At 41.0% G+C, this 14,359-nt stretch carries 14 protein-coding genes and 1 other RNA gene; 11 read left to right on the top strand and 4 right to left on the bottom strand.

The features are described 5' to 3' along the window. Window positions 1-556 precede the first annotated feature (556 nt). The 3 genes from mfd to AC2SLM_RS02315 form a co-directional block, all read right to left on the bottom strand. A complete protein-coding gene (mfd, locus tag AC2SLM_RS02325; RefSeq protein WP_486551753.1) occupies window positions 557-4,318 on the bottom strand; it encodes a transcription-repair coupling factor in 3,762 nt (1,253 codons plus the stop codon). Between the two features lie 272 nt (window positions 4,319-4,590). Further along, window positions 4,591-5,106: a ribonuclease E activity regulator RraA gene (gene rraA, locus AC2SLM_RS02320; RefSeq protein WP_486551869.1), complete on the bottom strand. Its 516-nt coding sequence runs from the start codon at window positions 5,104-5,106 to the stop codon at window positions 4,591-4,593. A gap of 95 nt (window positions 5,107-5,201) precedes the next feature. Further along, the gene (locus AC2SLM_RS02315; protein WP_486551751.1) at window positions 5,202-5,912 is read right to left on the bottom strand and encodes an NAD-dependent epimerase/dehydratase family protein; all 711 of its coding nucleotides are present in this window, start codon (window positions 5,910-5,912) and stop codon (window positions 5,202-5,204) included. 463 nt (window positions 5,913-6,375) lie between these two features. Here AC2SLM_RS02315 and rpsF point away from each other — a divergent pair, with 463 nt between their 5' ends. The 11 genes from rpsF to AC2SLM_RS02260 all read left to right on the top strand — a co-directional run bounded on the left by rpsF (window position 6,376) and on the right by AC2SLM_RS02260 (window position 13,846). Continuing rightward, entirely contained in the window at window positions 6,376-6,780 is a 405-nt protein-coding gene (gene rpsF / locus AC2SLM_RS02310; protein WP_486540433.1) for a 30S ribosomal protein S6, read from the top strand. Window positions 6,781-6,806: 26 nt separating this feature from the next. Continuing rightward, complete coding sequence (gene rpsR / locus AC2SLM_RS02305) at window positions 6,807-7,034, top strand: 30S ribosomal protein S18 (protein WP_019672669.1); 228 nt, start codon at window positions 6,807-6,809, stop codon at window positions 7,032-7,034. Window positions 7,035-7,053: 19 nt separating this feature from the next. Then, window positions 7,054-7,560, top strand: a complete 507-nt coding sequence (gene rplI / locus AC2SLM_RS02300) for a 50S ribosomal protein L9 (protein ID WP_486540435.1) — start codon at window positions 7,054-7,056, stop codon at window positions 7,558-7,560. Window positions 7,561-7,802: 242 nt separating this feature from the next. After that, window positions 7,803-8,161: a transfer-messenger RNA gene (ssrA, locus tag AC2SLM_RS02295) on the top strand. A gap of 150 nt (window positions 8,162-8,311) precedes the next feature. Continuing rightward, window positions 8,312-9,547, top strand: a complete 1,236-nt coding sequence (locus AC2SLM_RS02290; RefSeq protein WP_486551749.1) for a tyrosine-type recombinase/integrase — start codon at window positions 8,312-8,314, stop codon at window positions 9,545-9,547. Between the two features lie 48 nt (window positions 9,548-9,595). Further along, a complete protein-coding gene (locus AC2SLM_RS02285) occupies window positions 9,596-9,928 on the top strand; it encodes a hypothetical protein (RefSeq protein WP_486551747.1) in 333 nt (110 codons plus the stop codon). A gap of 132 nt (window positions 9,929-10,060) precedes the next feature. Next, entirely contained in the window at window positions 10,061-10,636 is a 576-nt protein-coding gene (locus AC2SLM_RS02280; protein WP_486551745.1) for a hypothetical protein, read from the top strand. 41 nt (window positions 10,637-10,677) lie between these two features. Continuing rightward, on the top strand, window positions 10,678-10,983 hold the full coding sequence (locus tag AC2SLM_RS02275; protein ID WP_486551743.1) for a hypothetical protein: 306 nt from the start codon (window positions 10,678-10,680) through the stop codon (window positions 10,981-10,983). Between the two features lie 132 nt (window positions 10,984-11,115). Next, the gene (locus tag AC2SLM_RS02270) at window positions 11,116-11,412 is read left to right on the top strand and encodes a helix-turn-helix transcriptional regulator (RefSeq protein ID WP_486551741.1); all 297 of its coding nucleotides are present in this window, start codon (window positions 11,116-11,118) and stop codon (window positions 11,410-11,412) included. Window positions 11,413-11,547: 135 nt separating this feature from the next. Beyond that, on the top strand, window positions 11,548-11,766 hold the full coding sequence (locus AC2SLM_RS02265; RefSeq protein ID WP_486551740.1) for a hypothetical protein: 219 nt from the start codon (window positions 11,548-11,550) through the stop codon (window positions 11,764-11,766). Continuing rightward, complete coding sequence (locus AC2SLM_RS02260; RefSeq protein ID WP_486551738.1) at window positions 11,759-13,846, top strand: DUF3987 domain-containing protein; 2,088 nt, start codon at window positions 11,759-11,761, stop codon at window positions 13,844-13,846. The genes AC2SLM_RS02265 and AC2SLM_RS02260 overlap by 8 nt, the downstream gene beginning before the upstream one ends. A gap of 328 nt (window positions 13,847-14,174) precedes the next feature. On the opposite strand, the gene AC2SLM_RS02255 is transcribed toward AC2SLM_RS02260, so the two are convergent. Next, window positions 14,175-14,359 (bottom strand): integrase core domain-containing protein (locus AC2SLM_RS02255; protein WP_486551736.1); only part of this gene is annotated, 185 nt, incomplete at its 5' end.

The raw sequence follows: 14,359 nt of genomic DNA, 5'->3' as shown, positions 1-14,359 counted from the left end.
TCGACCCAAACATCTGAGAAATCTCAACATCTTCAAATATAAGGGACTTAAAATAAAGGATAATCCTATCACCCATAAAAAAACAGCCTTGAAAGCTCAAGACTGTTTTGCTATTAAATCTGCACTGATTGAGAGGCACTAACCGTATCAGCTGGGATGTTCATAGCGAGTTACCAAGCACTACCTATTTCAATTATTCTTATTATGCCATCCTGTTGTTTTACTAATTATCCCTATAGCTTATTATTCTGATTTTATTATTTTAGATTTATTATTATTGGTTTTGTACCGTAACAGCAAATTTAGAGTCATACGAGTTTCAAATTACATTTCAACCGCATCTTCTACATCATCATCGAACCAATCAGGTACTTGTAGCTCTTCTAAATCTACCGCAAAATGAGTATTTTCAAATCTCGAACCTGTCATTATCCTCCTCCTCGTTGTGTTTTGAATGACTATAAGATACTGATAATAAATGACAGTCAGATTAACGACAGATGACGATTTGATGACCTCCGTTTAATGATCCCAAATTGAGCTCATTGAATGAAAGTTAACCTTCCATATTTTCAGGCTTCGCCACGTGCTTAGCAAAATGGTTCAGCAGCTCACGTACCACCTCTACTCGCTGAGCCGGTGTCTCGAGCTTGTCAGGGTTAGTGTAACGAATACCTGATGCGCCATTCATACGATAGCGATTGCCATCAGATTGAATCAGTTGAATAATTGCTAGGGCTTCAACGGGTGTATCGGGAGCAAACTCGAGAGTGACACTGTTGCTGGTCGCATCGATTTTATGAATGGCCAATGGCTCAGCCTGAATACGCAATTGATGAATAGCAAATAGCTGCTTGGTCTGATCAGGCAATGCACCAAAACGGTCAATCATCTCAGTACGAATATCAGTCAACGCATCTTTATCTTCAGCATTACTGATACGCTTGTAGAACAACAAACGCTGCGGCACATCATTGACATAGTCTTCCGGTATCAGTGCTGAACAATGTAGATTAATCTCACTGGTTAGTGATAATGGCGTATTTAAATCGGGCTCCTTGCCCGCCTTAATCGCCTTGGTCGCACGCTCTAGCATGTCCATATAAAGACTGAACCCAATCGCCTGCATGTTACCGCTTTGCTGTTTACCGAGTATCTCACCGGCGCCGCGAATTTCTAAATCCTCGCTTGCGAGCATAAATCCTGCGCCCAAGGTATTGGCACGCTCAATCGCTGTTAGACGTTTTTTGGCATCGCCTTTTAGCCCTTTAACAGACGGTACTAATAAATAACAGTAGGCTTGATGATGACTGCGCCCCACTCGCCCGCGCAACTGGTGCAGCTGTGCTAGACCAAACTTATCGGCACGCTCAATGATAATGGTATTGGCATTAGGTACATCGATACCGGTTTCAATAATGGTGGTACAGACCAATACATTGAAATTTTTGTGATAAAACTGCTGCATGACTTGCTCAAGGCCACGTTCATTCATCTGACCATGAGCAACGCCAACACGAGCCTCTGGCACCAGCTCACGGATATTCTCTGCCATACGCTCGATACTGGCAACATCGTTATGCAGTAGATATACCTGACCCCCACGTAACAGCTCACGCAAGATGGCCTCTTTCATTAACTGGTCAGACTTTTGCATTACAAAGGTCTTAATTGCAAGTCGGCGCGCCGGCGGCGTGGCAATAATAGACATATCACGCATACCTGTTAACGCCATATTAAGCGTACGTGGAATTGGCGTTGCCGTCATTGATAGGCTATCGACATCACTTTGAATCGCTTTAATACGCTCTTTATGACGCACCCCAAAGCGGTGTTCTTCATCGACAATCATTAAACCCAAGTTGGCAAATTTGACATCTTTTTGCAGAATCTTATGAGTACCAATAACAATATCCACTTTACCATCGGCCAACTCTTCTAGCACTTTGTCCTGATACTTTTTACCCCCAAAGCGTGATAAGGTTTCCACACGAATCGGCCAATCGGCAAAGCGGTCTTTAAAGTTATCTTCATGCTGACCTGCCAGCAAAGTTGTTGGCACAAGTACCGCCACTTGATAGCCACTATTAACCGCAATAAAGGCCGCTCGCATCGCAACCTCTGTCTTGCCAAAGCCCACATCGCCACAAATCAGACGATCCATTGGCTTATTTTGCTTCATATCATGCATCACTGCATCAATAGCATTGGCTTGGTCTGGCGTTTCTTCAAAGGCAAACTGACTGGCAAACAGCTCATACTGAGCCGTCTCTACTTTAAAGTGAATACCCTCTTTGGCTTGACGACGTGCCTGCATATTTAGCAGCTCTGCCGCCACATCATGAATTTGCTCTAAAGCTTTTTGCTTAGCTTTATCCCACTTACCACTACCAATCTTATGTAGAGGTGCTAACGCAGGATCACCGCCACTATAACGGCTAATCAGCTGTAGATTAGCAACAGGCACATAAATGCTGGCGTCGTCGGCATATTTTAGGTGAATAAACTCTTGCTCACCTTCACCAATATCTAGGGTAATGAGACCGTGATAGCGACCGATCCCTTGATCGATGTGTACTACAGGGCTACCTTCGGTCAGCTCGGTAACACTTTTAACCAAGAACTCTTCGGACACATCGCTTTGACGACGGCGGCGGGTTTGCAGCACTTGTCGGCCAAACAACTGCGTCTCACTAATAATAGACAGCTGCTGATGGATAACTGCTCCACGCTCAATAGGTGCAATAGTCAGGCCAATGGTTGGTTTGGTGCTACTGCTCGACTTTTTATCTAATGCCGCACTGGTTTGATACAGCTCGCTGCTTAAAAACTGCTGCAAGCTATCTACTGTTTGAACATTCAGTTTACTGCGGAACAGCTCTAGTAGAATCTCACGACGACCGGCTGTTTCTGCAACAATCAAAATAGCGCGACGCTGCGAACCATCTGCGGCTAATGACTGTGATAGCTGTTGTTCGGTTTCATTATCGCCCCAGTGACCGCTGGCATAATTAAGCAGCTCTAGTAGAGGTTCTGCTTTTTGATGACTAACAGGCAGCTCGGGCGGCTTAACCGCTGGCAATCTCACCTTACCTCTTAGACTGCTATCGACTGTATCTAAGTCGTTTTGACTGAGGATAATACGCGAATAGTCATTTAGCTTTTCATTAAGCTCATTGCTCAGTAAATATAATAAAGAAGGCTCAATAATGGGCTTATCGATATCATGACGACGCTCTTCATAGCGGCGCTGAATCTGTGACCAATAATCGCCCTGTGATTCGGTGATATTTTCATCAACGATAAACAACGCGTCTTTGGGGAAATAAGAGAAGAGATGACCCGTCTGACGCCAATCATCTAATTCAAAAAACAGCGGCTGATAATATTCAAGGCCACTACTGGCAATTCCTGCCATCACATCTTTGTGTAGCTCAAACTTGCGGCTACTGGCGTTAGGGAACATTGCTGCAAAGTTAGTACGGAAGGTCTCTTTACCCTCATCTAACGGGAACTCTTTGGCCGGCAAGATTTGAAACTGGGTAATCGGTTTGGACACATCAGGCAATTTATGAAGTAACGACAATGACTCAATAGAGAGCTCATTTTTATTAGCGCTGTCTGCATTGGGTTTTCCTGAGACAAGCTCTTGCAAAGTCTGAGGTGATAAGGTGCGCTGAGTTTGTGGATTAAAGAAACGGATGGTTTCAATTTCATTATCAAATAAATCCAGACGTAGTGGAAACGGCTGACCCATTGCAAAGATATCAATCACACTGCCACGGACCGCAAACTCGCCAGGCTCGAACACATTATCAACGGTACGATAACCGGCTGCCGCCAACATCTCACGCTGTGCTTCGATATCAAAGATATCACCAACACTTAAATCAAAATGCTGTCCAATCAGCCAACTTGGCGGTGCCACGCGCTGCATTAAGGTTTGAATACTAATCAGTAAAATGCCACTTTTTGGCATTTCAGTCAGAAGGTTAATACGCTCACTGACAATATCCTGATGCGGAGATAATTCATCATAAGTGAGTGTCTCCCAATCTGGGAACACATAGGCATCCACACCGCAAAACGCCAATTCCGTCTCAATTTGATTGAGCTGATTTTGGTCTTTGGTAACCACCACTTTGAGCCGATTTTCCACATTGGCAACCGGACAATCCGTTAAGCTTGCCAACCATAGACTGCCTGCAGCACCATGCGCAGGATACAGCCAGCGCCTTTGTGTCTTAGTAATTGGAAATAAGGCTTCATTGGTTGCGGTAAACAGCGTGGTTAGCGGATGCTTAGGTGATTTAGGCATAATGGTGTGGGTGTTATCCTTATTAATGACCAAATTTCTGCCACAAGCTGCAGCAGGTTATATGTGATTTGAAGACGGTTATTATACGAATAATAAAAGCTGATATCCGTTAATGCTTGTTATCGTTAAAATGCTTGTTATCGTTAAGACGTTATAAACAATCAGACATCTAGCTAAAAAAGCCAACAAAGCAGCATCTGCGCTCAGTTGGCTAATAAAGGTTAGCGAATATTTGGAACCTTAATATCGCTATAGGGCTTAAGTCACTTAAACTAGATTAAAGCTTTATCGCTAGCAATGATGCCGTTATTATCGGCATATACATACATCCCTGAGTTTAGGGTTAAATCACCAAAACTGATTTCAATATCGGTTTGGCCTTCACCGCGGCGGGTTGATTTGCGAGGAATGCAGCCGATTGCCATTACGCCAATGTCCATTTGTGCCATATCATCGACATCACGGACGCAGCCATAGACGATGACCCCTGCCCAGCTGTTATCAATCGCTGATTGAGCAATCATATCGCCCAATAATGCACAGCGCATAGATCCGCCGCCATCAACGACCAAGACTTTGCCCTCACCATTGGCATCACGGCCATCACTGTTTAACAGCTCTTTGACTCGGCTATTGTCCTCAAAGCATTTGACAGTAACAACTTCACCGCAAAATCTGTCTTTTCCACCAAAGCTATAAAATGATTTGCCTTCAATATTTGGCAAACATACCTGACTCTCTGGATTGGCATCTAATAAATCACAGGTCACAAACGTGGTTTTGGTCATCTCAGTCATAGTTATATCCTTATTAGTATTTTTGAAATAGCTGTTATTTTTACTGCTAAATTTATACTCATCGGCTTAGCAGAACCTCAATTAGCTTAAGACTTTAGCCGAGTCATCGCAAGCAATTGTTTGTTCTCGATAATCGTGACATTCGCCGTGTCATGCTTGGTACTTTTATCGACGTATTTATACCGCTCATGAATCTCTTGTGCGCTCAGTGCCATCGCAGCAGCAACACGTTCAGCGGCAATAGGACGTGAGCCAACTGATTTGGGCACTAAAGGTGAGAGAACCTTATATACCTTTTGTGCTGCATTTTCTAAGATACGCCCTTTGTGCTTGCCTATTAATAACGAGGGGCGAAATATCACAAGCTCTGGAAATTTAAGCTCGCGTACCGCGGCTTCTAGCTCCGCTTTAACTTGGTTATAAAAGAAACGGCTATCACGGTCAGCACCTAGCGCCGATAATAAAAAGAAACGTTCCACTCCTTTATGGCGGCATATCTTGGCAAAGCTTAAATTGTAATCGTAATCCACACGTCGAAATGCCTCTTCACTACCTGCTTGCTTCATAGTCGTCCCCAAGCAAGTAAAGGCATCAGTATGCGCATCAAGGGTAATGCTATTTACAATCTCATCTAAGCTCGTAAAATCACCCAACTGATAGAACTGCATCTCCGCGGAGATATGCTTAGGCGGTTTCCTTGCGACAATAATTAAGCTGTCGTATAACAAATTTAGCTGATTGACCAAGTGCTTCCCGACCAACCCCGTTGCGCCTATAATAATGGCTTTACGTTTCATAACTCTGTGTACCTATTTTATAACGCTTGTGCTAACGCGTTTCTCAAAAGCTGATAGCAATAGCAAACAAGCCTTTATATTATAGTTATGGCTTATATCCGTTTATGCTCAGCATAATATCCCCAACATAACAGTCAATCTCGACTCTTTTATCGCCTATTTTGGCAAATCTGGGGATATGGCTACCGGTTACTCTAAACATTTTTTGGGCTATGCTCAATTGCTTATTGTATTTTGAAATCTTTTCATACAAAACTTGTTAAAATCACGTGCAACTGGTATAATCCGCCGCTTTATAGCAATAAGTAAATTATTTTGTTATTCTTTTAACCTTAAAAGTATAACCCCGATTTATCTTCATTGTAGATAGCTTAATCCTATTTTTTAAGAATATCTGTATCTGCTATAAATCTCCTTGCTGTTGACATGGGGTCAATGGCTATTAATCCGTAAGGAGTCTTAAATGCGACATTACGAAGTGGTGCTTATCGTACACCCTGACCAAAGCGACCAAGTAGTCGGAATGGTAGAGCGATATATCAAATTAGTTCAAGACAACAATGGTATGGTTCATCGTCTTGAAGATTGGGGCCGTCGTCAGTTGGCTTACCCAATTAACAAAATCCATAAAGCACACTATGTGTTATTCAACATCGAGTGTGATGGTGAAACTCTAGAAGAGCTTGAAGAACTATTCCGTTATAACGACGCAATTATCCGTAGTCTAGTTGTTCGTCGTGACGACGCTATCACTGAGCCTTCACAATTAGCGAAAAGTGCTGATGAGAAGCGTGCTCGTAAAGCGCCACGTAGCGAAAACGCTGACAACGATCAGGATAATGAGTCTAACGACGATTCTGACGACTAATTTAAGCTCAATTAAGGAGAACACCCATGGCACGTTTTTATCGCCGTCGCAAATTTTGCCGTTTTACCGCTGAAGGTATTACTCACATCGATTATAAAGATGTAGAATTATTAAAACAGTACATTAGTGACAATGGCAAGATTGTTCCTAGCCGTATCACTGGTACGTCTAACAAATATCAGCGTCAATTAGCAACTGCTATCAAGCAAGCTCGCTACTTGGCATTGCTACCATATACTGATAACCATAAGTAAGCCAACTCAGGAGTGACTCATGCAAGTTATTTTATTACAGCGTATCGTCAACCTTGGTAAACTTGGCGAAACTGTGGATGTAAAATCTGGATACGGTCGTAACTACCTTATCCCACAAGGTAAAGCTTTACCAGCTACACCAGCTAACGTTGAAAAGTTTGAAGCACGTCGTGCTGAACTTGAAGCAATTGAAGCCGAAGAGTTAGCAGCTGCTAACAAACGTGCTGAAGCATTGACTGACGTTAACGTTATCATGCGTGCTAAATCTGGTGAAGATGGTAAATTATTCGGTTCTATCGGTACTCGCGATATCGCTGATGCTTTAACCAAATCTGGCCTTGAAGTTGACCGTTCTGAAGTGAAGCTACCTGAAGGTACGCTACGCAATATCGGTGAATATAGCGTTGATATCCAGTTGCACCATGACGTGTTTGCTAACATTCTAGTAACCATTCTTTCTGAAGATGGCGACGTAGAAGCAGCGCAAGCACAGCAGCAACAAGAAGAACAAGCTGAAGAAGAATAATTTTAGCTGAGTATTTACCTTACTCATCTAACTAATATTTAGCTTGGATTGACAGATACCTTGATATTTAGTCAATCAACCTAAAAGTCAGCTTCGGCTGACTTTTTGTATTTCTAACATTTATAATAACCAATAAGACTTGTATTAGATTAATTTAGTATCTTATTATGTTACTTAATGTAAGGCCTACCTAGTACAGCTTGTACTAACCCATTCTTATCTATATAATATCTCGTTCAATTGGGGATGTTCTGGCTTCGACGCTGGTGATGAAACTCAATGATGCATGTCGAGAGTATATGTCCTCTCGTTAATCAAACATATATTGTTATAGTCGCAAACGACGAAACTTACGCTCTAGCAGCTTAAACCCCTGCTTACTCCTCTGCCCTTTACCCATAGTGGGTTAGACGAGTTGAAGCGCACGCATATGGGTTCGCTTAAGTGGCTGCCTTAGTCACTTAGGTTCAAACTTAAAGGATCGCCCTATCCAACCTGACTGTCGGTTCGGTGCGGGTTAAAACCAAAGACAGACCCTAAACATGTAGATTCATGAGCGTAGTGCTGGCGGACGCGGGTTCAACTCCCGCCATCTCCACCAATTTCTTAATCAAGGCTTACCGTAACATTCGGTAGGCCTTTTTTAATGGGTGTTTCATGGTATTAACGAATATATAGGGGTATGGTGAACAGTATAGAATGTTGGTATATTTGTTGGTATAGATAGTTACAACATAGGAATATACCAACAATGGCTTTAACTCATACCTTTATCAACAAACTCACACCAAGCGAAAAATGCACACCTAGCCGACCTGATAAACACAGTGATGGCGATGGGCTTCAACTATGGGTAAGACATACAGGTAATAAAGTTTGGGTAAGTGCTTATAGATGGCAAGGCAAGCAACAAAGCATGACATTAGGCAAATACCCTGCCCTATCCTTACAAGCTGCTAGACAAAATAACCTTGAAATAAAAAAACTTATTGCTGATGGTATCAATCCAAAAGAGCATAAGATAGAACAGCAAGCCAGCCAAGATGGCTCAAGGCTATTTGATACCATTGCTCAAGATTGGTATGCAGAGCGTAAAACCTACTTAGCACCTAGTACATTCAGCCGTAACTATTCAGCTTATGAGCGTGATGTTAAGCCTGCTATAGGTAATAAACTGATTGATGAGATAACACCACCTGATATCTTAGCTATTGGTAAGGCGGTAGAGGCTCGAGGTGCTAACGAGATGGCAAGGCGTACCATTAGAGAGGTAGGCCAAATATTTAAACACGCCATACGTACTGGCTTAGCCGTAAGTAATCCGGCCACAGACCTAACAGAGGCTATCAAGCCACATCGCACAGTACACCACAGCAGGATATCAGCTCAACAACTCCCCAAGTTACTACAAGATATAGATGCCTATGATGGTGATGTATTGGTTAAGTATGGCTTATGGTTTATGTGCTATACATTCCTTAGAACAAATGAGGTTAGATATCTTGAGTGGCAAGATATCGACTTTAATCGCAAGTTAATCACCATACCAGCCGATAAGATGAAAGCTAGACGCTTGCATTTAGTACCGCTTGCGCCTCAAGTTATTGAGCTACTCCATAAAATCAAAGCGCTGGGCTTTTCTGATAAGTATGTTTTCTTTAATCCTTCAACTCACAAGCCATATAGCCAAAATGCCTTTATTACTGCCCTATGGCGATTAGGTTATAAGGGCAGAATGACAGGTCATGGCTTTAGAGGTTTAGCCAGTACCACCTTACATGAGAAAGGTTTTATGCACGAGGCTATTGAGTTACAGTTTGCACACGATAGAGAAAACAAGATTAGTAAGGCATACAATGGTGCTCAACACCTGCCCTATCGTACTAAGATGATGAATAAATGGGCTGACTATGTTAATGATGCTTTTAACGGTAAAACTGATAACTTGATTGTTATGCCTAAAGCACAAAAAACCCAAAACGGTTAGTTATGGCACTGCCAAAACTGACGAAACCCCACCAACGGAGAATATAAGATGATTGAATTTGATTTCACACCTACACGAGAGCAAAAAGATAATAGAAGCTTTTGGGAAAGTTTACCGCCTGAAGGTGCTTTATTTAATGGGTACCTTCATGCCCCAATGTTTGATGTTCTAATAGATGGCAAGGTTGTACAGTATGTTAATGAATATGGCAAACTAAGTAGTATGAAAGCCTATCCGTATGGATATGCCTTGTATCAAGTAGAACAGCTATCTAAAGAGCATGACAATGTCAGTCTTAAGCTAGGTGGGTGGAGTGAGTCTTTCATCAAGCAAGATAGACGACAACAGCTAACCGAAAAACGTAGAACTGAAACCACTTAACCAAACATGATGGCTTAACCCATCGTACCAAATTGCAAGGCTAGGAGTAATTACCCGAACGACTGCCATTTACACCTTTAGGCAGTCACCGCCTTGCACCTTATTTTATTAAAGGTGTATTAAAGGTGAATTATGGGCAGAATTTATGAAGCCATACGGAAATTAAAGCAAGATGACATCCAACCTTATTTAGATGATGAAGAATTAGAGTATGTACAATTCATAGAGTTTATAGCTATTTTAGAACTTCATGCTGATGACAGCATTGAAATGATTGCTCAATATCTGATAAATCATGATGAATTTTTGAAGCTAGATTATTTTTTTTATGGTCCGGCTTTTTCATTTCAGGAAGGCGACGAAGATTTTAAGAATGAATTTAAATCTGCAGATGAACATGAAAAACCAGATATTCTTAACAGATATTCAAAATATATTTTTCATAAGAAAAAATATGATGAGGTTCGTAATGAAGATGATATTGAATATCCAACCGAAATATTTTTTGAAGAAATACTGGAAGAACAATTACTTGAAGAAAACTTCGAGGATAAATATTGGAAAGTAGAAGATTTGATAAATCTTGAATGTTTAAAAATAGTTAATCTCAATAGAGAATCTTTTAATGAGTGCCGAGAAGCTTTACACATTGATGCTAATAAAGTGTTGGAATATAAAAAAAGAATGATGAGTTACTTAAACAAGTAGAGTTATTTGAAAGTATAGAAGCTGGTGAGTTTAAAAAAGAATTGATTGAAGCTCGCTTAACTATTAAGAATCAAGATAAAGAAATAAAAGCTTTATTAGCCAAGATAGAAACTTTAAAAGAAAAAGCCATATCGGAAAACGATAAGCCACTACATCCAAGAACTGCAAACAACGCCAGTAAAATAATTGGAGCGTTAACAAGTGAGTTATTAAATATGGACTTAACACAACCATATGCCGAGAGTAGTAATAGTGTCATTAAGAAAGCTATTGAAATTCAAGGAAATACAATGAGTAAAGATGTAATTGCAAATTGGCTAACATTAGCTCATAAAAATACAATTTAATTCTAACTAGTATTATTCGAATCCTAACTAGAACTAAGCTATATTCCTTTAAACTATTATCCATTCCATAGCAACCGTAACACTCAATTAAGAGCCGTTACGGTTTAAATTAACCGTTATGGAGTGGATATAATGAACAATCCTACCGATACTAAAGTAATCAACTTTAGCAAAGAAGCATCAAATCAAACTGAGCAAATAGCACAAAGCCAGTATTCAAAATACCTGCCACCTCAAGGGTTGAGTAGAGCTAAAGATATTCTGCCATTCCTACCTTTTGGCCGTACAACTCTACATGAGTGGAGTAATGATGGCCGTTTTCCTGCCAGCGTTAAGCTATCACCAACTATGGTGGCATGGCGTAATTCTGATGTTTTAGCATGGCTTGAGAGCCAACAGCCTACCTCAAATGATAAAGAGGAGGTATAGTCATGCGAAGTAATAAGCCTTCAATAACTCGCTGTATCGTCATTATAGCGAGCGCAATTACTCTACTGGTGATATTACTACTGCCTGCCTGCAAACCGCTTTATAACGCATCTAATGAGTTATTAGGGGGTACTTATGAGCCAAGATAATAAGTTACCTACCAATGAGCAGTTAGCACAATACCTTAATCAAGAAGTACCACTACAAACGCTGGAGAGTGACAAGGTAGAAGACTCAAAAACCTTTATTCATGCCCAGCTTGCCTTTGCAAAGTCAAAGCATGGGAAAACCGATAAATCAAAGAAACAGAGGTTTAAAAAGAGTTGGTATAAGAAAGGGGGACTTAATGAGTAATGCAGAAATAACAAAGCCCCAAGCTGACCACAAGGGGCTTTTAGATATACTAGGAAATACAGAACGGGCTACAGCTGACATTATAGCAAATGATGACTTGTTAAGCACCTTAGCCCAAATCGGGCAAGGCAGCCAATTACTTCATTATTCTGATGGGTTCTCTATTGATGGAGAAATAATAGTCACTCAAGGTAAAGTTATTATCCCATTACTAGATAATAACTTTGAGCCTGCCAGCATAGCTATTTTTACACCAAACAGTAATACACCGCCTGAACTAACAGAGCCTAATCAATATTATGCTTTAGTCATTGGCGACCCCTTAACCGCTATTGAAATATACGCTGTAAGCAATATAAACGAGGGCTTAGGCTTATATAAAGAAATCGTGTTAACTCAAGGTTTAAATATTGCCGTTATTGTAAGCATCAATTCATGGCATTTTAACAACATGGTTAAATACTTCTCAGAAACTAGGACAATCACAGTTACGACTACCCTAGAGAACAAAGAGAAATTAATTAAGCCGTTAATAGGGGCAAATGTTAAGGCAGTCATAACCGAGCTTATACCACTGCATGACATTATGAGTTATGGCAATGCAACTTATGATAGCGTGATAGAAACGGCCACAATAGTAGACTTACAAGATGAAGCATGGGGCAAACCTGAACCACTAGCAAGCGACCCCAGTAAGCCTACCCCTTACCCAATTGACGCATGGTATGGACTGCTTAAAAATGTAGTAAACAAGATTGCATATTATGCTCAAGTGCCCCATGCAATGGCTGGACAATGTGTATTAGGCGCATTGGCTCATATAGGACAGCGTTATATTGATGCCCCTATGGGTCATAAGCACATGCCAGCAAGCCTATACCTTATAACAGAGGGTGAAAGTGGTAGCGGTAAAAGTGTCGCTATGGGGCTTAGTCATTATGAGGTAAAAGCCTACGAGCGTGAACAATATGAAATTTACTTGCAAAGGCTTGATGAATGGGAAGCCGACAAAGCGACCTTAAAGGGCAGTGAATTAAAAGACTTCTTAACCAATACGCCTAAACCTTACAACCCTATAACTATGTTTGGTGATGCAACTATTGAGCCAATACTTGATAAGTTTATTAACGGTGAGATGGATAACGCTAGCTGGTCAACAGATGAAGCAGGGCAATTCTTTAATGGTCACACCATGAAAGGCGACACCGCTGGCAATGCCTTATCTGCCCTAACCACTTTATATAGTGATGGTATGGTAAATCGCCTTAGGTCACAAAAGAGCCAACATGCTAACCCACGCTCACAGGCTTATGATGTGCGTATGACATTGTTACTTATGGGGCAACGTGTAGTATTAGAAGATGCTTTAACTGACCCCATGATGAACGGTCAAGGCTTTTTAGCTAGGGCTATGATAGCTTGCCCTGATAGTCTACAAGGTCAAAGGGTATGGAATGACCCACAGCGCAGACAACAAAGCCCTTATGATGATGTTGACCTAATAGCATACTGGCAAAAGTGTAGAACCATGCTAGACCCTGCTCCAATTAATGACCCCAGTATTAATACTAAAGGGCGTATAAAAATAAGCTGGCATGATGCCAAGGCAGAACAAGCTTTTTATGAGGGTATGCAGGCAATAGAGAACCGACAGGCGAAAGGACACGCCCTAGAATATCTAAAAGCCCATGCTAGCCGTATGGCTGAAAATGCAAGCCGTATAGCCTCATTAATGGCTTTCTTTGAGGGGCGTTATACCATCACAGTAGATAATATCAACAGGGCATTTATGTTAGTTGATTACTCTACTAGTGAACGCTTACGCTATCTTGATGCAAGCCCCACAGGTGAACAGAATAACAGCGAGAAGTTAAGCGATTGGCTGGCAAGTAAGGCCAAGGACAAACAACCTCACAAGCTTAACTATAGTTATGTTTTTAATGGCGCCCCTGTACCATTGAGAAAAGATACAAAGCTATTAAAGAATGAACTTAACATTTTAGAAAGCGCTGGACACATTAAGCAGGAAATGGAAGGCAAGAGGCAAGTTATATATATCAACCCTCACTTATACCCCTAGAAAATGTGCCTAAACTGCCTAAATAGCCCCTATGCCTTATGGTATGGGGGTTTTCTTTAGTAAATAGCATTGCCTACGATTGCCTAAAGCGCCTAAGAACTGCCTTAAATAGGCAACAGAATAGGCAATTTAGGAGGTCATAGGCAAACACCTTTACTTATTAAAAGCATTGGCAGTAAAGGGCTAAAAGAAGTTTAGGCAATTTAGGCAATATTTTAAGGTATAAGGGTAAGTTAGTTAACAACTATTCAGCCAGTAGAATAATGTCTCGTCCTAAAATAGGTTGATGATTTAAAACAAGCCAGATACCCCGTGTATCTGGTTTTTTCTATGCAGAACAACCATAACTTTGATGAAACTCGAAAGGCGTTCTCATATTCAAACTCAAATGCGGTCTCATATGATTATAAATATAAACCGACTCATCAACGAGCACTCTTAGCTCATCTAACGTATTACACTGATGAATTAAAAACTCATCCTTTAAAATGCCATTAACGCGTTCAGCTAAAG

Source organism: Psychrobacter sp. CX16 (assembly GCF_057396245.1).
The sequence above is the reverse complement of the archived record's forward strand: the minus strand, read 5'-3'. Positions and strand labels throughout refer to the sequence as shown.